We start from the raw sequence: 19094 nt of genomic DNA on the forward strand, positions 1-19094 counted from the left end.
CGCCGGACTTCCGCGAGGCAAGGATCAGCCCCGCGACCAGGCGAGCAGCTGCTCCAACGGCCAGGTCGTCACGATCCGCTCGGCGGGCACCCCATTGGCGGCCGCCCGTTCGGCGCCACCTGCGGCGAACGCGAGGTGGCCGGGCGCATGCGCGTCAGTGTCGATGCTGAACAGGCAACCGGCCTCGAGCGCGAGCTGGATGAGCTCGTCGGGCGGATCCTGCCGTTCCGGCCGGGAGTTGATCTCGACCGCGACGTTGTTCTCGGCGCAGGCCGCGAACACGGTCTCGGCATCGAACTCGGACGGCGGGCGGGTGCCCCGCGAGCCGGTGATCAGACGGCCGGTGCAGTGGCCGAGCACGTTGGTGTGCGGGTGCCGGATGCCTCGAAGCATCCGTTCGGTCATGGTGGCCCGATCCGCGCGCAGCTTCGAATGGACGCTGGCGACCACCACATCAAGCCGGCCGAGCATGTCCGAGGTTTGGTCCAGCTCCCCCGTTTCGAGGATGTCGACCTCGATGCCAGTCAGCAGTGTGAAGTCATCGATGTTGGCGTTGATGCCGGCGACCACGTCGAGCTGTTCGATGAGCCGCTCGGAACTGAGCCCGTTCGCGATGGTCAGGTTCGGGGAGTGGTCGGTGAGCGCGAGGTAACTCCTGCCGAGGGTGCGGGCGGCCTGCACCATCAGTTCGATCGGCGTCGTCCCGTCGGACCATTCGCTGTGGGAGTGCAGGTCGCCGCGCAGCGCCTTGTAGAGTTCCGCGGCCGGGCCAGTCAGCGTCTGCGCGTTGCGACTGCGAAGGTTCTCCAGATACTCCGGCACGTCGCCGGCGAGGGCCTGGCCGATCACCTCGTAACTGCGCGAGCCGATGCCTTTCATGCTCTTCAGTCGCCCGTCGGCGGCGCGGCTGGCGAGTTCGTCGGGGTCCAGCGTTGCGGCTGCCGCGGCTGCCTTGCGGAAGGCCTGCACCTTGAAGGATGGCGCCAGTTCGCGTTCCAGCCAGAATGCGATCTCGTTCAACGCGTCGACGGGGTCCATTCCCCTATCTTCCAGCCGCGGCATCCCTCAGCCCAGACGTTGATCGGCTGAAGACCCCTTGGCGAGCGGCAGCTGCTGAAGCATCGGCCATCGCGAACGCGGCGGCGCCAACCGGGCCGCGAGGACTCTAGCTGGTGGCACCCGACCGCGCGTGATACCTCTCGACTCGCTCCTTGATCCCGAGCAGCATCTTGCGTTCCATCAGGTACTGGCCGGGCTCAAGCAACGCTCGCACCGCGGCACCGATGGCCGGGGAGTCGTAGGCGACCCGGGTGCGGGTGATCAACCGTGTTGAGGTATCGCCCACCGGCTTCAGCACGAAGGTCCACGACACCTCGACGGTGCGTTCCGGCCTGGGAGCCGCCGCGGCGACGAACTTTCCGGTGGATGCGTCGACCGTGCCCCCAAGCGAGAGCACCGACTCACGCTCCAGCATCCGCACCGGAATGCCATCGTTGTTCTCACCCCACGGGATCACGTCACCGACCTGCAGGTTCTGAAACTCCGGCAGGATCCTGCGGGACCGCTCGGGGTCCGCGCCGACGGCTTTCTCGCTTTGGTCATAGGAATAGAATCCCGCTCGGCCATACCCGATCTGCACCAGCCACGGCCATACCTCGGCTGGCGTCGCGCGGATGGTGACCGCCCGCGTCGTCTGCATCTTGGGTTGACTCACCAACGCGTCGCCCGGCAGAACGGCCGAGACCTCGGCGTCGTCACTCCCCCAGCGCAATTGCTTCGGTCGGACGTACTTCGCATATCCGACAGCCGCGATGATCGGAATCGCCACCACCGCGATCGCCTTCGCTACCGTGCTTCCACTCATAACAGACCTCACTTCGCCGTTTGCGCACACCCTACGCCGCACCGGAAGGCCACGACCAGCCATGCCGTCGACCTCGGATCAGTTCGAGCTGTCGAGAACCGCCCGGATAATGACCAGCCTGACACCGTCATCGTCGGTTGCGAAGTACACGGTCGCGCGCCCGGATCGCTGTGCGAAAGTCCAGACATCCTCGACCGACGCGATCGCGCGTTCAATCTGCCGCTGGAGCATCGGGACGGATGAGACTGCCTCCCCGGTCGCCCTGACGTAGCCGTCACCGAGGGCGAAAGCGTCGATGTCGCTGACCTCGAGAACGGCGGTCACCGTGACCGATTTGAGCGAGCGCAACGAGCCCGACTGGACCACCGTGACGCCGTCCAGAATGGTCACGTTGGCAGCTTCCTCGATGCGCGTGACACTCAGTGACGTGCAATGGTCCGGACTGAGCACGAAACAGTTGCCACGTTCCAGCACCGGGGCGATGACGGACTGATAGCCGAAGGAGCCCAGCGCGGCGAGCGTCACAGCGATCACGATGACGGTGGTTGCCGCGGTTCGGAGCGATCGGCGTGGCTCAGGCTCATCCGAGCCGTCATCATCGACGTCGAAGATCTCGATGCCGTCGGACTGTCCTCCTTGCACGATCTCGCCCCCTCACGTCGGTGCGGCAGACAGTAGCAACCTGCCGGGGGCGGCGATAGACCCGGTTTTCCGCACGTCGCATCGGATGCGGAACTGTGACTATTGCCCGCTCACGGACTATTGCGCGCTCCCGCACGGTGGCACGATGGCCGGTAGACGGAGGCGCACGCACGATGATCGAAGTAAAGCCGGCCCACGAGTTCGACGACATGGCGACCATGTTCGCGCCGAAGAAACCCGAGTCATCGGTGTGCTGGTGCCTGTCGTGGCGCCTGAGCTCGGCAGAGAACCGCGAGCTCCACGGCACCGAGCGAGCGGAGAAGGTCCGCGAACTGTGCTCGCGCGAGATCGCGCCCGGAGTGCTCGCCTACCTGGACGGCGAAGTCGCCGGCTGGGCCGGCGTGGCACCCCGAGCGGACCTGCATCCGTTCGCCAATTCGCGGAAGATCCCCCACGTCGATGACCTGCCGGTGTGGACTCTCTGGTGTCTCAAGGTGCGTCCCGGGTTCCGCAAGACCGGGGTGACGGCGGCACTGATCGACGGCGCCGTCGAGTACGCGCGAGCGTCCGGAGCACCCGCGATCGAGGCCTATCCCGTCGACAATGGCAACGAGCGGGTCGACCTGACCATGGCGTTCGTCGGTACTCGCAGCATGTTCGAACGAGCCGGCTTCACCAAGGCAGCAGACACGAGTTCGGTATCGGGAGGCTTCCCGCGCATCCTGATGCGTCGAAAGCTCGGCTGAAGCGCCTGCCGTGGACTGCCGCCGCTCACGAGCGCGTGTCATAATCCGGGCGTGACGCTGTTCGAACCCGACCGCGACTGGGTCTCGCCGCCCAGGCCACCGCTGCACAGCGCGCGGCGGAGAGTCGGCATGACTGCGCTCCTGACCGCGTCCCTCGGAGCGTTGCTCCTTGCATTTTGGCCGTCGAGCCCGCTGTCCAATCCGTACTCGATGCCGACGGACGTGGCGCAAATCGCCGATCAGCTCGGCTTCACCGATGAAGGCCGGAGCATCTTCATGGATGCCCGCCCTGAGCTCCTCGACGGCGAGGAGTTTCGGAGCGCGTGCAATCTCGGTCCCGACGAGGGCGAGCAGGACCGCGGGTTGGACACCATCGGGTGCTACTACGGAATCGGGTCGAACACCGGGCGGATTGCGATCTTTCGCCCGGAGGACGAGCGCCTGGCCAATCAAGTGCTTGTGACGGCGGCCCACGAGTTCTTGCACGCAGCCTATGAACGGCTTTCCCCCGAGCAGCACGGTCATCTCAACGCGCTGCTCGAAGCGCGCTGGTCACTCATCCCGCCGGACGACCCGATCCAGGCCAGGTTTGCCTCATCGGTCGGCGGGTTGAGCGAGAACCGCTCGACGGAGCAGTTCGCTTACCTCGGGACCGAAGTCGCCGAAGCGTTGGACCCCGCTCTCGAGGAGTACTACGCGCAGTACTTTCGGGATCGTCAGGCGGTAGTCGCCCTTCACGATGCCGATCACTTTCTGGGCGCCGGACTCCGAATAGCCACGCCGGAGTAGCCTGTGCGCGTGGCCGAACAGCTGCGCATCTGGGCCGGTCTTCAAGGGTTTCTGAGTCTTGCGGCGTTGGTTGCGCTTGTGCTCTTCTTCCTTCTCGCGACGCCGTTCACAAGCGTGCAAACACAATGGATGTGGCTCGGGCCGGTCAACGACTGGCTTTCGGTGTTCAGCGCTGTGCCGTGGATCGTCGCGATGATCGTGCTCACCCTTCGAATCAATGCCGGGACAGGGCTCTGGATTCTCACCCTCCTTGCGTGCCTCGGCGTTACGGCCCTCGCGGTGGTCACCTTGCTGATGCTCGCCGGGCGGGCGAGCTTGCAGGCGCAGTCGGTCATCGCCGTCGTGGCGATGACCGTGGCGTTGGCGTGGGGCGCCGTTGCCGCTCCCGCGGCCTCTCGGGCAGCAGCGATTCCACCGTGGCTCTCGTTCTTCGCTATCGGGCTACTCGTGGCGTTCATCCTCGGCGCGGTCCTCGCCGGCGTCGGCTACCTCCTACATGCCGGCTCGTCCGCGCAGATGCCGCTCTACATCGTTGCGGCCACGGTGGGCGGACTCGCTTGGTGTGCGTTCCCGGTCTGGTGGCTCGCAGTCGCGTCCACGGCGCGGTGATCCGTAGGCAGATCGCCGGGGCGGCGCCGCCGTGCTGGCGGAGCCCGTACGCTGATCGGGTGAAGCGTCGGCCGCCCGTTCCCCGGCTTCGCGAGGAACGCCTGCCCCGCGATGTGTACGTGCTCGGATTGATCGCGTTCTTCGTCATGGTCGGCTTTGGCGTCGTCATCCCGGTGCTGCCCGTCTATGTGCGTGAATTCGGGGTGGGCTACCTCGAGGTGGGCGCCGTCGTGTCGGCGTTCGCGCTGATGCGGCTGGTGGTGACTCCGTTCTGTGGGCGGCTGATCGACCGCGTCGGCGAGCGCACCATCCTCGCCACCGGCATCGGCATCGTCGCGGTATCCAGCGGTCTGGTCGGTCTAGCCGCCGACTACGCGCAGGTTCTCGTGCTGCGCGGTGCCGGTGGGATCGGATCGGCGCTGTTCACTGTGTCGGCGATGACGCTGCTGCTCGGGTCGGCGTCGGCGACGCAGCGCGGCAGGGCAATGAGCTTCTACCAGGGCGGGTTCCTGATCGGCGGCATGGCCGGACCCGCCGTCGGAGGTCTGCTCGCCACGATTTCCTTACGCGCCCCGTTCTTCTTCTACGCCGGCACCCTCCTGATCGCCGGCCTGATCGGGTTGCTCCTGCTGCAGCCGGCGCGACCCAGGGCCGATCGGGATGCGGCGCCGCCACCAATCCCGTTGCGGGACGTTCTACGCGACGTGCGGTTCCGGGCCGCCTGCCTGGCGAACTTCGCTCAGGGCTGGGGCACCATGGGCGTTCGCACCGCCCTCATCCCGGTGCTGGTCGTCGAGCTGCTGCACGAGTCGGCAACCTTCACCGGCGCCGCCTTCGCCGTCGCCGCCGTCGCGCAGACCCTCGCGCTCACGCCGGCGGGCCGATTCGTCGACCGGGTCGGGCGCCGGCCCGCGCTGGTCGGTGCGTTCACGGTGGCCGGCGGCATCCTGCTCCTGGTCCCGTTCGTCGACTCGGGCTCGGTGTTGATCGTTCTGCTTGCCCTCTACGGTGCGGCGGCGGCGTTCATGGGCCCGGCAACGGCGGCCTCCGTCGGTGATGCGGCCGGGCCGCGAAACGCGCGTCCGGTGGCGATCTATTCGGCGTTCTCCGATGTCGGCGCCATCGCCGGACCGCTGGTCGCCGGTGCCCTGCTGGACGCGTTCTCGTATCCGGCGGCGTTCGCGTCGGCGACGGTGTTCATGCTGATCGCGGCCGGGTACGCGCTCCGGATGCCACGGCTGCGCTCCGACGTTGGCTGAGTGCGAGTCCGGCCTGCTGCTGCCGGGCTGGGTCGGATCAGACTGGACCGCGCATTGCCTGCCGGGGTTATCGTGAGGGCGTGAGCCCGAAGACGAGCCCGGCCGAGGTGTTGCAGATCGACGGCCGCGAGGTGCAGATCTCGAATCCCGGCAAGGTGGTCTTCCCCGACCCCGGCATCACCAAGCTTGACCTGGTCAACTACTACCTCGCCGTGGCCGACGGGGCGTTGCGCGGCGTGACCGGCCGGCCGATGGTGCTGAAGCGGTTCGTCAAAGGCATCGAGCAAGAGGCGTTCTTTCAGAAGCGCGCGCCCGAGAAGCGCCCCGATTGGGTCGAGACCGCGACGCTGCACTACGCGTCGGGCAATTCGGCCGAGGAGGTCGTCGTGCGAGACGCCGCGGCGCTGGCCTGGGTGGTGAACCTCGGATGCCTCGACCTGAACCCACACCCGGTACGCGCCGAGGACCTCGACCATCCCGATGAGTTACGCGTGGACCTCGACCCGATGCCCGGCGTCGACTGGAAGCAGATCGTCGACGTCGCCATGATCGCCCGGGAGGTGCTCGCCGACCATGGCCTGGTCGGCTGGCCGAAGACCTCCGGCTCGCGGGGCATCCACATCTACGCGCGGATCGAACCGCGCTGGGACTTCCGCCAGGTGCGGCTCGCCGCCGAGTCGCTCGCCCGCGAGGTTGAGCGGCGTGCGCCCGGCCTGGCGACTGCCCGATGGTGGAAAGAGGAGCGGGGCGAGAGCGTGTTCGTCGACTTCAACCAGAACGCCAAGGACCGCACCGTGGCATCCGCCTATTCGGTGCGTCCACTGCCGGATGCCCGGGTCTCGACTCCGCTCGATTGGGAGGAGCTGTCGGTTTGCCGGCCGGAGCAGTTCACGGTGCGCACGGTGCTCGAGCGGTTCGCCGAGCGCGGGGATGCGGCATCCGGAATCGATGACGCCGTCGGCAGCCTGGACGCGCTGCTTGCCCTGGCTAAGGAGCTCGGACCGGCGGAGAAGCCACCCAAGGCTGCGGACGGCTCGGGCAGGCGCACGTCGACGATGCCGCTGATCGAGATCGCACGAGCGAAGACCAAGCCCGAGGCGCTGGAGGGCCTCGAGCGCTGGAAGGCGAAGCATCCGAGCGTGGTGCCGCTGCTCGAGCCCGCGGACGTGCTGGTCGACGGGATGCGCGGCTCGAGTTCGCTGTGGTATCGGATCCGGGTGAACCTGCAGCACGTGCCCGAGCTTGAGCGGCCGGAGCAGGCCGAACTCGAAGTGGACTACGACCCGTGGGCGAGCAAGCGTCCGCCGGGTGACGCGGCGGAGTGAGCGGATTCTCCGAGCACTGACCAGCTCTGCGGTGCACGGTCATCGGCAGAGGTGATTCCGGCAACCCAGTCATCTTCGCGGCCGTTCCGTCCAACCGCGCCGAGCCGGAGACAGCCCTCGAAACGGAAGCCGGCTTTGCTCGCGACCGCCGCGGATGCCTTGTTTCCGGCGAAGGCTCGCCATTCAAGCCGGTCCAGGCTGAGGTCTTCAAAGGCATACGTCACCACTTCAGGCACCGCGCGCGACATGATGCCGCGGCTGCGGAAAGCCGGGTCCATCCAGTAGCCGATCGCGGCACCGCCGGCCGCGATGCGGTCAAGACTGACTATCCCGGCGAAGCGATTGTTGTGGCGGATGGCCCACGTCAAGTGGGTGCCGTCGGACCACCCGCGCGGGATGAAGGTCGTGACGTAGCCCTCCGCGTGAGTGAGCAGGTACGGGACTGGAACGGGAATCCGCCGCTGCAACTCCGCATCCTGACAGGCCGTGTAGATCGCCGGCACGTCATCCACGGAAGGGATCGTCAGTCGGATGTCCCCCAGATCGAACTCAACCGAATCCATTCGAGGAAAGTATCACCGCGACTCGGGTGAGCAAGTCGCTCAGACAAATTCGCGTGGCGCCGCGGCATCCGATCGCGTCCGAAGGAATCGGAGGCCGAGCCATCCGAGAATCCCGACAACCGCTGCCACGATGAGCCGCGGAAGCACCAGCTCCGGCAGCCACAGCGCCATATTGAAGACTCCGATGCCGTAGTCGAGCATCTCAGCGGGTCGGGTGGCGAGCACGCGCGTTCCCGCTGCGGCGCTCACGGCTGTGAATACGGTCGGTCCAATCCACAGGATCAGGATGGCTACCGCACCAGCGACGACCCGGCCGATCGTATGGAATCCCGACCAGGCGAGCGCTGCGCCGATGATCACCGCGGGAACCCAGCGAACGAGATCGAGCAGCCCGGTGGTCAGGTCATTCTGAATCGAGCCGAACGGGGCCACGAGCGCGCTCAGCCACACGCCGGTGGCAAGCGCGGCGATGGCCAGGGCGATGACTGCGCCCGGGACAGGCGATTTGGCGATCAGCAGCAGGACCAGGATGCCGGTCAGCACCGCAAGGGCGGTGACGGCGACCAGCGCCGCGAGGTAGAGGTCCGCCCAGTTGCTCCGTTCCAGGCCGTTCATGACAACCGCGGTGGTCTGAACTGCGGCGATGGCCTGCACCACGAGCACACCGAGCAACACCATCCGCAGGCTATGAGGGGACTGGCGTGCTCGGACGGATCGCGCCGCGACTCCCGCGATCGCCGAACCCGTCACGATCAGCCCCACAATCACGACGAGTTCGTACTGGCTGAACGGCAGGAGCGCGATCGGCATCTGCTCGGGGCTGGTGGGGGTAGCCCAGAGATTCTGCAGTGGGAGGCGGGCTCCGGTGATGAGCCAGGGAAGCAGTCCGACCAGCGCGGCGGCCGCTCCGATGACCAGGAACCAGACGAGGGGCAACTGTCCCTGCGACTCGGCGGTGTCTTCCGGGGCATCCGTCACCGGTGCATCGTGTGTCGTTCCGTGCGCCGAGGAACCGCCATCGCTGGGAGCTGTCATTCAGCCGACATTAGTTTGTAACTGAGAATGATGCAGCATTTACGCGGACACCGGCCACCTGCGTCGCAGCGGTGACTGGATCAGGTCAGTCCTTCGACGGGTTCTCAGCCATGAGGGCCCGCTTCGGCATCCACGCGAAACTCGCCGCCGCGACGAAGCAGAGCGCGGCGGCCGAGATCCAGGCGATCAGGTAGCTCCCGCTCATCTCCCGGCCGACGCCCGCCGCAAACGCGCCGATTCCGGCGCCCACCATGTGTGCGGCGAACACCCAGCCGAACACCACGGTTGAGCGTCGCAGGCCGAAGTGCTCCCTGCAGAGTGCCACGGTGGGCGGCACCGTGGCGACCCAGTCCAGTCCGTAGAAGACGATGAAGATCCACAGCGGCGGCTCCACAGCGGGGGCCAGTAGTGCGTGCACGACTAGCAGCGACATCCCACGCAATGCGTAGTAGATGACCAGAAGCAATGCCGGGCGCACCCGGTCGGTCAACCAGCCCGACAGGATCGTGCCGATGACGTCGAAGATGCCGATCAATGCGAGCAGGCCCGACGCGGTCGTTGCCGGCATGCCGTGATCGTGGGCAGCGGGAATGAAGTGCGTCTGCACGAGCCCGTTCGTCGACCAGCCGCAGACGAAAAAGGTGAATGCCAGGATCCAGAATGCGCGGGAATGCATCGCCTCGCGCAGCACGAGGATGGTCTCCGCAGCGATGTTGCGCCTCGGCACGGCAGCGGCCGGGGCATCGGCGGTTTCGTCAGCACCATACGGTCGCAACCCCACCCGCGCCGGGCTGTCGGCGAACGGCCAGAACAGCAGCGGGATGATCACGATCGCCAGCGCCGCCACGCCGAGCGCGGCCGTCCGCCAGCCCTCGTGGGCAGCCACGTGGACGACCGTCGGCAGGAAGATCAGCTGGCCGCACGCGTTCGCTGCCGAGAACACACCCATGACCAGCCCACGGCGCCGGTGAAACCAGCGATTGGCGACCATCGCGCCGAATACCAGGGCCATCGCGCCGGTGCCCACGCCGACGAATGCACCCCAGAGCACCCAGAGCTGCCAGGAGTCGGTCATCACCACAGTCAGTCCGCTCCCGAGGGCGACCAGACAGAGCGCAGTGGCGATTACCGCGCGCACCGAGAATCGCTCCATGAGGACGGCCGCAAACGGCGCGACCAACCCATAGATGATCAGATTGGCGGTGACGGCTCCGGATGTCTCCGCCCGAGTCCATCCGAATTCACTCTCCAGCGGCTCGAACAGCGCGCCCGTGGTCGAGCGGAAGGCGGCAGCCGCGATGAGGGCTGCCATGGTGACCGCGGCGACAAGCCAGGCGCGGTGGAGGCGCATGCGTGGTGCCGGCAGTTCGCTCGGAGTCTGCTGCTCCTCAGTCGTGCCGGTCACGACCTCGCCCACGCGGCAGCCGGCACCGCAGGGGTGGGTTCAGTTCTCGTACGCATCGCACAGGAGCGTATCGCGGACCCTCAGCTGACTTCGCCGGCCGCACCCTTCACGGCGTCATCCACGTCGGATGCCTTCACGTCGAGTTGTTTGGCAACGCGTTTCTCTGCCTTCAGTTCGGCCTTGTCAATCGCATCCTGAATCGTGGTTTCACCGATGATCAGCAAGGCAGCCTCACCTTCGTCGATGAGCACCCCGAGTTCTTTGACTTCGGAACGCGAGATTCCACGCGCGAGGTGCCCACTCACCGCGCCGATCGCGCCGCCGACCAGGGCAGTGCCGATGACAGCCGGAGCGAACACGAGCCCCACAACGGCGCCAGCCGCGGCACCACCCCAACCCCCCTTGCGGGTCGCCATCTCGTCCTTGTTCAGGTGCACCTTGCCCTTGTCGTCCTTGGTGACCACCCCCGCGTCGTACGTGCCAACCGCACCTGCCGAGTGCAGTTCCTTGACGACGTCGTAGTCAGCGCGCGCCGCCGCTTCGTTCGGATATGTGCCGATGAAAAGGAAAACGCCGTCTGCTTTAGCCATGGTGGGGCTCCTATCCAATGTGGGAATCTCCGTCGATGGAACCACCTCGAGCACAGGCGGTCATCACACAGTTGGGGTGAAAGCGTTTGCCGGTGAACTTCTCCTGAGAGCCCGGTGAGAAGTCTTCAGCGGGCCGGGAGCCGGACGTAGCATGGCCCTATGTCCGGACGCATCGTCGCACGTACATTGTCCGCCGCCGCATTGAGTGCCCTCCTGCTGGTTTCAGGGGCACCCGCCGCCCTCGCCTCACCCCACGCACCGCCCGGCCCCTTCGAAGATGTGATCGCGTTGCCCGACGCGTTCCAGCCCGAGGGAATCGCGATCGGCCCCCGCGGCACCGGCTACGTCGGCTCACTGGCCGACGGCGACGTCTACGTCTTCGATGTGCGCACCGGCGAGGAGATTGAAACCCTCGAGGGGCCCGGCACGCCGTCGGTCGGCCTGAAGATCGACAACAAGGGTCGGCTGTTCATCGCCGGCGGACCTACCGGCGAGGCGCGGGTCGTGGATGCCGCCACGGGCGACCTCATTGAGAGCTACCAGCTCACCACCGAGCCGTCGTTCATTAACGACGTCGTTCTCACTCGCGACGCCGCATGGTTCACGGACAGCTCGCAGGCCCAGCTCTACAAGCTCCCGCTCGGCCCGGGCGGCGCGCTTCCGGAGCCGGATGCTATCGAGGTCCTGCCGCTGTCGGGTGACTGGGTGCAGCAGGGTGAGTTCAACGCCAACGGCATCGCGCAGACCCCCAACCAACAAGCGCTCCTCGTGATCCAGTCGTCCACCGGCATCCTGTTCCGCGTCGATCCGGAAACCGGCGTCGCCACGGCCGTTGACCTTGGCGGTATCGTGCTCACCGACGGCGACGGGCTGCTGGTTGTCGGACGCACCCTGTACGTCGTGCAGAACTTCTCGAACACAGTCGCCGTGATCCGCCTGAACGCGGCAGGGACCAGCGGCGAACTCATCGCCCAGCGCACAGACCCCGATTTCCAGGTGCCGACGACAATCGCGCGGTTCGGCAGCGGGCTCTATCTGCCGAATGCGCGCTTCGACACTCCCCCGACGCCCGATACCGAGTACTCGGTGGTGCGCATCGATCGGTGATTCCGCACCATGAGCGCTACCGAGGCCCTGCGGCGGCGTGCGGCGCGGCATTCGGCCGCAAACGTATCGGGGATCGGATGAGCGACCCCAACGCCGCGACGATGACCGCAACCATCAACGGGAGTAGCGCCGGGAGCAGGAGCGCCATCCGTAACGTGTCCACGAGATAGGCGAGCATCCCACCCGGCACGTCCTCGTGCCCGCCCAGACCAGTGACAGCCCGGATCACGACGAGAACAGCAGGAGCGATCCACAGGATCAGCAGAGCGGCGACAGCAGCGCTGACCCGACCAACCGTGCGGAACCCTCCCCAAGCGATGGCCACCCCCACGATCAGCGCGGGAATCCATTGAACGTTGTAGAGCCTCGACGAGGTCGCCTCATCGGGGATGATGCCGAAAGGAGCTACCAGGGCGTTCACCCAAATCCCGGCGCCGATTGCCGCGATGCTCAAGCCGATGATTGCCCCTGGTACTGGAGAGCTGGCGATGAGCAACAGGACCAGGATGCCGATAAGAACGGAGACCACTGTGACGGCGATCATGGAAGCGAGATAACCACCTGCCCAGGTGCTCCCCTCGAGACCGTTCATGACGACGGCGGTGGCCTGAGCTGCGACGATGATCTGCACGAAGATCACACCCAGGACCACTGCCCGCAGGCCATGCCGTGCGTGGCGCGCCCGAGTTGCCCGAGCCGCGACTCCTGCGATCGCTGAGCCGGTCACGATCAGTCCGATGATCAGGGTGAGCATGGACTGGCTGAATGGCAGAACCGCTTCGGGCGTTGCGGCGGCGCTGGCGGAGTTGCCCCACAGTTTTTCCAGCGGAAGGCGCATGCCCGTGACGAGCCATGGGAGCATTCCGATCAGCGCAGCGATCACGCCGATGACAAAGCACCACAGCACATTCAGCTGTCGGCGGGGTTTGGCCGCGTCCGCGACATCCGTCGACGGCGCATCATCCGCGTCCGCTTTGTATACCGAAGAACCATCATCATCGGTTGTCATGGGGCTGAGGCTATCGGTGCGCGAGGCATCCGTCGACCCTCCCGCCGGCCGAGATGACGCGTACCGTTAAGTCATGGTCGAGCTCAGCGAGAGCAGACGTGAGTTGCTCGTCTCGATGGCCGAGGAGTTCTTGCACAACTCGTGGGCCGGACGTCGACTGCTCGCGATCGAAGGGGAACCGGCGCCGCTTGCGCCGCGATTGGCGGACGACCTCGCCTCGGTGCTCGTCGAGAAGGACCAACCGGTACTGCGGCTCTCGGTCGGCGATGTGGACGAGGCGGATCTGCGCTCGAAGACCGTCGAGCCGTTCCGCGCGGGCTCCCTACCCGGGGCGACCGATCCCAACACAGTGCTGGTTGTCGACGGCCGAAGACTACTCAATAAGTCGGTTCGCGGCATTTGGCACTTCTCGGTGTGGGTGCTCGCGGGCGACGCGCTTCCCCACGCGAACGTGAATGTGGTGGTCGACGCGACGGACGAGACCGCCCCGAACCGGTACTTCTACGACGCGTGCAGGTTGCCGCCGAGTGTCGGTGAGCGGCTGGCGGTAGTTCGCGGAGCCGTGTGAGCTTCTGAGCTCGCCGGCTCGACGGCGCGCACGGTTCTGCGGTGCTGTCCGCCCTCACGACACCGGGGTGCTTCGTGGGGCCACGGTGGCGAACGATCGTTAGCGCCGATACTGTCGCAGCATGGCCGACCAAGGACGAGGTACGGAAGCGCAATCAGATTCCGAAACACAGTAGGCGATCCTCGCCGCCGAAGGCTATGACGGTCGGTCGGTCGCTGCTTTTGTGCTCGGCATCGCGGCTCTAGCGATGAGCTTTTCTATCTCACTTCTCGGTGCGGTGCTCGGCGTCGCAGCAATCGTCGTCGGGCTGCTGTCGCGCCGCCAGTTGCGCCGTTCGACCGCCCTCCGCGGATCGAGGCTCTCCTTGGCGGGCGTGATCCTCGGCGGGGTCGCCTTTGCGCTCACCGCAGTGCCACTACTGATGCCGGTTGCGTACCTTTGGGCAGACGCTGGCTGACTTGGTTACTAGCTCTTCTGCAACGCTGCAGGACGTCCGATTGTGAACCACAGGATCGGCCCGAGCAGCGGGAAGAACAACACCACCAGCACCCACAGGACCTTGGGCGTGGGCTCCGCCGGGGTTTGCGCGACGCTGACGATCGCCCAGACGAATAGCGCCAGCGGGACGATTACGAAGAGAAGCATGAAAATCGTCAGCAGGTCCAAGCATCACTCCAAGGTTTGGCGGGTTTGGGCTGAGCGTAGTGGCAGAAGGGCTGCGGGTTCCACACCCGGTTCGGGTGACTGTTTCGATGTCGCCGATCGAAGTTCATGCCGCTGGCAAGCGCTCTTATGCCGCAAAAGCGTGCACATGCGCGGAGGTTTCGAGACGCGTGCAACTACGTCGCGCGCTCCTCAACCACCGGAACGCGACTAAACGGCCACATCAGTGGATGCTCTGGGCGAGCCCGATGAGGATGCCCTCGGGATGCCGACGTTGTCCATCCTGATCGTATGCACTCAGTCCAACTCACCAGCAAGGTGCCGACCGAAGTTCGTAAGAGCCTCGTCCCACCCGTCGTAGACGAAACCGTCACCGGCCTTGCCCTCGTATCCGCGCAGGTGGAAAACAAGTTCAGTGCGCTCGCCCTGAGGAATGAGGGTGAGCGTGATGACCGGTGCCCCGTCAATTGGTGCATCGGGTTCGCCCCAGGTGAAGACAAGTCGGTCGATCGGTTCCACCTCGAGGTACTCTCCCCCGGTCGGGAACTCCTCACCGGTTTCGTTGTTCGTCATCGTGTATCGGTACCGGCCGCCCACACGAACATCGATCGACACGCTCTCCGTGGAGACACCGAACGGGTGCAGCCACTGTGCCAGCTCGGCCTCTTCGGTCCAGGCACGCCACACGAGTTCACGCGGCGCGTTGAAGACGCGGGTGATCGAGAACTGAGGTGCTTCGATGGGTGATGAGTCTGTCGCGGTCATGATCCTGTCTTCTGCGAATTGTGGGTTTTGATTGCGGTCTTCATGGTTTCGAGGTGCACCTCCAGGGCATCGAGACGCAGGTTCCACTCGCGGCGGTGTTTTTCTACCCATGCCGACGCCTCGTCGAGTGGCTCCGACTGCATCGACAGGGTCCGCCACTGAGCTTGAGCAGTGCGGGTGACGAGACCGGCGCGCTCGAGCACCTTGAGATGCTGGGAGATCGCCGGGGCGGTCACCATGAACGGCTCGGCGACTTCACCCACGGTCGCAGGTCCCTGCGCGAGCCTCGAAAGGATCGCGCGACGCGTCGGGTCGGCAAGCGCAGCGAAGACAACACTCAGAGAGTCCGACGCAGCCATTTCAGGTACTCCTTAATTAAGGATTCACTTTATTAATGCATTGCACGGCTCGAGTGTCAATACACCTGAAACCACTACATTTGGCTCTATCGTTCAGCGAGCGCCACGGCGACTTCCCGAACGAGAAGGTTGATCGTTTGGGCACCGGCCCCGTCGACATCCTGATCAGGGTCGTATATCGCAAGGCTGACGCCAATGAGGCCCGGATGCCGTGCGGCCGAGACCATGACACCGACAAGTTGGTCAGGGGTGAGCCCACCCGGTTCGTCTTGCGTGCCCGGCACCCTCTGTGCAGGGAATTGCTCGGGGTCAAGGACGTCGAGGTCCACATGCAGCCACCAACTGTTGCCAGCACCGGTGACGAATGCTGCTGCTTCTCGACCAACATGTTCGGGTGCCAAGGCAGCGGCTAGCGCTCCGCGGGCGTAGGCGCCAAGGCCTTCGACCGAGGCGACATTGAACCTCCGCCGCCATGAATCATCGCGCGCCCCAATCATTGCGAGCCTCTGCGGAGCAAGGGTCGGCACCAGCTCAGCGAGCGGACCGGACATTGTCCTTCCTGTCACCCCCAACAGGAGGCCGATCTCGACGTTCGCCGCTTCCCCGTCCTCGGACACGTCGAGCGGGATGGTGTCCTCGTGGCCATCGAGCACCAGCAGGCCGACGCCACCAGATTGCCCTCCCACTCCGGCCATGATGCCTAACAGAGCCGAGCAGTCGCCGCCGATGACGCAGGGAAAGGTGTCGGATGCCACGGCCCGCGCCACCGCTGCCGAGAGGTTCTGCGTCATGGCCACAAGTGCCGGCTCGTTCATGAGCGTCGTGGCAATGCCCCGCTCCGGGGTCTGCGCGGGAAGGAGGATGTCCTCGTCGGTGACCACTTCAAGAGCCGCCCAGGCTGCCGAGATGCCGGCGTCTCTCATCGCCTGAGCGGCAATCGCCTGATGTCCCGCTCGACCGTACCCGTCGAAAGGTACGCCGATGAGCGCGATCCGCATCATGCCCTCATGACAGCACGCAACGGCGGCCCTGTCGACCACTCCGCGAGGAGCACGCCTCGCGAAAGCTACACGTTGAAGCGGAACTCCACCACGTTCCGTCGCTCACTTGCATGACGGTGCAATGTATGACTTGTCGCCACTTGTCACTCAGCTACTTTCGTCAATTGCGCGGGTCTTCGAACGTTGAGCGACTCCGCTGCATAGTCGCATCCGTGTCAGGACTGCCCGCGCAGGATCTCCACAAGCACCGGCATCGCAGACGAGGGGTCCGCTCCCTTCCTGCACGACGCCAGATCCGGATCAGCACGCCTGGCAATCGTGTCGGCGTCGGTCCACTTGTCGATCGGGAACTTCACCGTCAGATGTTTCGGGTTGTCCTTTTTTACGAGGCCATGCTTTATTACGAGTTCGTCGAGCTCCTTCGAAGTCTTGGTGCTGATGCTGTCCTCAACATGCCAGAGCAGCCAGACTTCAAACTTCAGGTTAGTCACGATCAGAACGACGTCGTTCTTCTGCGCAAGGGCGACCGCATCATCTAGGTGAGCGTGGGTGTCGACGTCAACCAGGCAGACATACTGATCGAATGCTTGCTGCTTCTTCCTTGCTTTGTCGGCCTCGCTGACGCACTTGCGCACCACGGCGACCGGGTCAGAGCCGCCGTGGGCCGTTTTCACTGACACCATCACACCGCGCTCTCGCAGATGTTGCCCCAACAGCTCGATGTACTGGCGTTCGGTCTCCTTACCCTCGGCAACGACCAAGATGCGGCGATACAAGCTCCGTATCGGGCGCCGCCGGCGGCCGTTACCGCCCATGTCAGGCATCCTCTGAAATGAGCAGCGTCTCCAGCATGCTCGGTGCCAGCCTGGGCGTCCCGCCGTAGCGACCGGAAAGGTACCGCTTAGCGACGTTTGCATCACCGTGACGCGGGAATTCCGCGAGGCAGGTGATCTCGGTAACGCCGTCGTAGCTCTTGTCCGTGAACCAAACTTGCTCGGGCTCGAGGTCGATCTCACTCAGCGGTGACAGGATGTAAGTCTCGTGGCTGGTGAAGATCAGCTGCGCGTGCTTTCGGTTCAGCCGCGGATCTGCGAACAGACCAAGTACAACGTCGAGTAGATGCGGATGCAGGCTAGAGTCAATCTCGTCGATGCAGAGAAGCCCCCCTTCGCGCAAAGTCTCGGTCACTGGAACCATGAGCGCCAGCCAGGCTACGGTGCCGTCGCTCTCCTGGTTGATCGAGAACGGTGGGCAGTCATCTGATTCACCGCGGTGGGTAAACAGTAGGTTTCGGACAATCTGCTTCGAGTCCTCCTCCTCGAGCTCCTCCGACGTCATGCCATCCTTGTCGCCAGCCTTTTCGACGTCGCCGGTATCGCCCTCGTTCATTGCACGCTTAAACAGTTGGAGCGCACGTTGCACCCTCTCGGGCAGGTCCTTCTCCTCCACTGTCACGGCGCGGATGCCGATGTCGGCAACTTGCAGCAGAGTCTCGATGTCGAGCGAAGTGATCGATCCGTCGACGAGCGACTCTGCGATGTTCCGCAGCCGGACCTCGCGGTGCGAGTCCTTCACGGACACAATGTCGAACGATGCGATCAGGTCCGTCGCGATAGGAAACAGCTGCGGGTGCTCTAACACGTATGCGCGGCTGAGCGCGAGCTCGCGATCACTGACATCTCCAAGCACTCGCATTGAGCTGCCCAACTTGACGGCGCGTTGCCCTCGGCGACGCTCGAAGAGCGTTCGCCACCGGCCCGATGCCTCCCTGAGCCATTCGGTCAAGACGCCTTTGCTGTCAAGCTCGAACCCGTATTCGTGGCGACGGCCGTCGTGCACGAACTCCAGCACATACTTGCTCGGCTCCTCTCTCGAACGCCCATCGAGTCGGAAGGGCACGCGCGGCATCTTTGTCCGCGCCTGCCAGGTTGTCGACGAATTGCGTATCGCGGTGAATGCGTAATTCATCGCGTCGAGAACAGCGGACTTGCCAGAGGCGTTCGGACCGAAGATGCCCGCAAGCGTGTAGACGTAGTCTCCCCACGCTCCCGACTTGGGTGCGAGTGTGCGCAGCGTCGGTCGCGTTAGATCGATGGTGACCTCTTCACGGATGCTCTTGTGGTTGCGCACCGTAAATCTCAGAAGGATCATGCGCACGACGCTATCACGTCCAGTGCATTCTCTTGAACGAAAATCGTGAGATAAGTGGGCTTCAGCATCGAATCCGTGCGTCTGCATCCTCGCTCGCGCGAAAATCGCTCCTAGCGTAGCGTTGCGCTTGCCAGGGCTTCAGTCCTGCGCGCGCCACAGTGCTTGTCGGAACACTGCAGCAAAGCATCAACTTTCGCGCGAACGCGAGGACACCCTAAAAGCATCAAGACCCGCTGCGGCAATACGAACGAATCGCCCGTCTCGGCAAGCACGGCAACCGCGACACCCGTGCACCCGCCCCTGGACACGAATGCTAGCGCCGGGTCCTAATCGCAGCACTTATGCCGGCCGTTACAGCGAGTTGCCGACGAAAACGACCCCCGTGCGCCTGGAGCATTCGACCATCCGCACGACCCTCGAGTGAGTCCTCTGTAAAGCAGGGTCCACCCGAGCCGCTGCAGAAACGGCTCCAGCGCACCGAATAGGCTGTGGCTGCGCCGGTAGATTCATGACCGTTTCCGACGCCATTAAGAGTTGAAGCGGAACTCAGCCCGTTTTCGTTACTCGATTGCTCAATCGATTCGCCCCGATCTCGCGCCCTCATTGAGCGCAAAGACTCGGAAATGCGCACCCGTGAGTGACTA

The 19094-nt window shown here is 65.0% G+C and carries 22 protein-coding genes; 8 read left to right on the forward strand and 14 right to left on the reverse strand.

Features of this window, described 5'->3' with window-relative positions:
* Positions 1-24 precede the first annotated feature (24 nt).
* The 3 genes from GO591_RS10370 to GO591_RS10380 all read right to left on the reverse strand — a co-directional run bounded on the left by GO591_RS10370 (position 25) and on the right by GO591_RS10380 (position 2506).
* Positions 25-1038 (reverse strand): PHP domain-containing protein, encoded by a 1014-nt coding sequence (locus GO591_RS10370; protein WP_157156750.1) that lies wholly within the window; start codon positions 1036-1038, stop codon positions 25-27.
* 127 nt (positions 1039-1165) lie between these two features.
* A complete protein-coding gene (locus GO591_RS10375) occupies positions 1166-1864 on the reverse strand; it encodes a hypothetical protein (RefSeq protein WP_157156751.1) in 699 nt (232 codons plus the stop codon).
* A 78-nt stretch (positions 1865-1942) separates the two neighbouring features.
* Positions 1943-2506 carry a hypothetical protein gene (locus GO591_RS10380; protein WP_157156752.1) on the reverse strand — a complete coding sequence of 188 codons (564 nt, stop codon included), beginning with the start codon at positions 2504-2506 and terminating at the stop codon, positions 1943-1945.
* Between the two features lie 173 nt (positions 2507-2679).
* Between GO591_RS10380 and GO591_RS10385 the strand changes: the two genes are divergently transcribed.
* From GO591_RS10385 to ligD, 5 genes are all read left to right on the forward strand, one after another.
* The gene (locus GO591_RS10385) at positions 2680-3252 is read left to right on the forward strand and encodes a GNAT family N-acetyltransferase (protein WP_157156753.1); all 573 of its coding nucleotides are present in this window, start codon (positions 2680-2682) and stop codon (positions 3250-3252) included.
* Positions 3253-3303: 51 nt separating this feature from the next.
* Positions 3304-4041 (forward strand): hypothetical protein, encoded by a 738-nt coding sequence (locus GO591_RS10390; RefSeq protein WP_198295458.1) that lies wholly within the window; start codon positions 3304-3306, stop codon positions 4039-4041.
* 9 nt (positions 4042-4050) lie between these two features.
* On the forward strand, positions 4051-4650 hold the full coding sequence (locus GO591_RS15980; protein WP_232466136.1) for a hypothetical protein: 600 nt from the start codon (positions 4051-4053) through the stop codon (positions 4648-4650).
* A 59-nt stretch (positions 4651-4709) separates the two neighbouring features.
* On the forward strand, positions 4710-5909 hold the full coding sequence (locus GO591_RS10395) for an MFS transporter (RefSeq protein WP_232466137.1): 1200 nt from the start codon (positions 4710-4712) through the stop codon (positions 5907-5909).
* An 80-nt stretch (positions 5910-5989) separates the two neighbouring features.
* Entirely contained in the window at positions 5990-7234 is a 1245-nt protein-coding gene (gene ligD, locus GO591_RS10400) for a non-homologous end-joining DNA ligase (protein ID WP_157156756.1), read from the forward strand.
* Here the strand turns inward: ligD and GO591_RS10405 are convergent.
* The 4 genes from GO591_RS10405 to GO591_RS10420 all read right to left on the reverse strand — a co-directional run bounded on the left by GO591_RS10405 (position 7186) and on the right by GO591_RS10420 (position 10827).
* On the reverse strand, positions 7186-7797 hold the full coding sequence (locus GO591_RS10405) for a GNAT family N-acetyltransferase (protein ID WP_157156757.1): 612 nt from the start codon (positions 7795-7797) through the stop codon (positions 7186-7188). The two genes, ligD and GO591_RS10405, sit on opposite strands and share 49 nt — an antisense overlap.
* Positions 7798-7836: 39 nt before the next feature.
* A complete protein-coding gene (locus tag GO591_RS10410) occupies positions 7837-8832 on the reverse strand; it encodes a hypothetical protein (protein ID WP_157156758.1) in 996 nt (331 codons plus the stop codon).
* An 85-nt stretch (positions 8833-8917) separates the two neighbouring features.
* Positions 8918-10237 (reverse strand): MFS transporter, encoded by a 1320-nt coding sequence (locus GO591_RS10415; RefSeq protein ID WP_232466138.1) that lies wholly within the window; start codon positions 10235-10237, stop codon positions 8918-8920.
* An 80-nt stretch (positions 10238-10317) separates the two neighbouring features.
* A complete protein-coding gene (locus GO591_RS10420) occupies positions 10318-10827 on the reverse strand; it encodes a DUF1269 domain-containing protein (protein ID WP_157156759.1) in 510 nt (169 codons plus the stop codon).
* Positions 10828-10986: 159 nt separating this feature from the next.
* On the opposite strand from GO591_RS10420, the gene GO591_RS10425 reads away from it, so the two are divergent.
* Positions 10987-11934: an SMP-30/gluconolactonase/LRE family protein gene (locus GO591_RS10425; RefSeq protein WP_157156760.1), complete on the forward strand. Its 948-nt coding sequence runs from the start codon at positions 10987-10989 to the stop codon at positions 11932-11934.
* A gap of 16 nt (positions 11935-11950) precedes the next feature.
* Here the strand turns inward: GO591_RS10425 and GO591_RS10430 are convergent, their stop codons facing one another.
* Positions 11951-12943: a hypothetical protein gene (locus GO591_RS10430; RefSeq protein ID WP_157156761.1), complete on the reverse strand. Its 993-nt coding sequence runs from the start codon at positions 12941-12943 to the stop codon at positions 11951-11953.
* A gap of 73 nt (positions 12944-13016) precedes the next feature.
* Between GO591_RS10430 and GO591_RS10435 the strand changes: the two genes are divergently transcribed.
* Together GO591_RS10435 and GO591_RS10440 are read left to right on the forward strand one after the other, a co-directional pair.
* Entirely contained in the window at positions 13017-13511 is a 495-nt protein-coding gene (locus tag GO591_RS10435; protein WP_157156762.1) for a nucleoside/nucleotide kinase family protein, read from the forward strand.
* A 178-nt stretch (positions 13512-13689) separates the two neighbouring features.
* Entirely contained in the window at positions 13690-13968 is a 279-nt protein-coding gene (locus GO591_RS10440; RefSeq protein WP_255446943.1) for a DUF4190 domain-containing protein, read from the forward strand.
* A gap of 8 nt (positions 13969-13976) precedes the next feature.
* Here GO591_RS10440 and GO591_RS10445 read toward each other — a convergent pair whose 3' ends face one another.
* From GO591_RS10445 to GO591_RS10470, 6 genes are all read right to left on the reverse strand, one after another.
* Positions 13977-14156, reverse strand: coding sequence for a PLD nuclease N-terminal domain-containing protein (locus GO591_RS10445; RefSeq protein ID WP_157156764.1), 180 nt, complete (start codon positions 14154-14156; stop codon positions 13977-13979).
* Positions 14157-14471: 315 nt separating this feature from the next.
* A complete protein-coding gene (locus GO591_RS10450; protein ID WP_157156765.1) occupies positions 14472-14939 on the reverse strand; it encodes an SRPBCC family protein in 468 nt (155 codons plus the stop codon).
* On the reverse strand, positions 14936-15298 hold the full coding sequence (locus GO591_RS10455) for an ArsR/SmtB family transcription factor (protein WP_157156766.1): 363 nt from the start codon (positions 15296-15298) through the stop codon (positions 14936-14938). The genes GO591_RS10450 and GO591_RS10455 overlap by 4 nt, the downstream gene beginning before the upstream one ends.
* Before the next feature lie 86 nt (positions 15299-15384).
* The gene (locus tag GO591_RS10460) at positions 15385-16299 is read right to left on the reverse strand and encodes an arginase family protein (RefSeq protein WP_157156767.1); all 915 of its coding nucleotides are present in this window, start codon (positions 16297-16299) and stop codon (positions 15385-15387) included.
* 215 nt (positions 16300-16514) lie between these two features.
* On the reverse strand, positions 16515-17114 hold the full coding sequence (locus GO591_RS10465) for an RloB family protein (RefSeq protein ID WP_157156768.1): 600 nt from the start codon (positions 17112-17114) through the stop codon (positions 16515-16517).
* Position 17115: 1 nt separating this feature from the next.
* Positions 17116-18450: an AAA family ATPase gene (locus GO591_RS10470; RefSeq protein WP_157156769.1), complete on the reverse strand. Its 1335-nt coding sequence runs from the start codon at positions 18448-18450 to the stop codon at positions 17116-17118.
* Positions 18451-19094: the final 644 nt, after the last annotated feature.

Origin of the sequence: Diaminobutyricimonas sp. LJ205, from assembly GCF_009755725.1 — a bacterium.
Lineage (GTDB): Bacteria > Actinomycetota > Actinomycetes > Actinomycetales > Microbacteriaceae > Ruicaihuangia.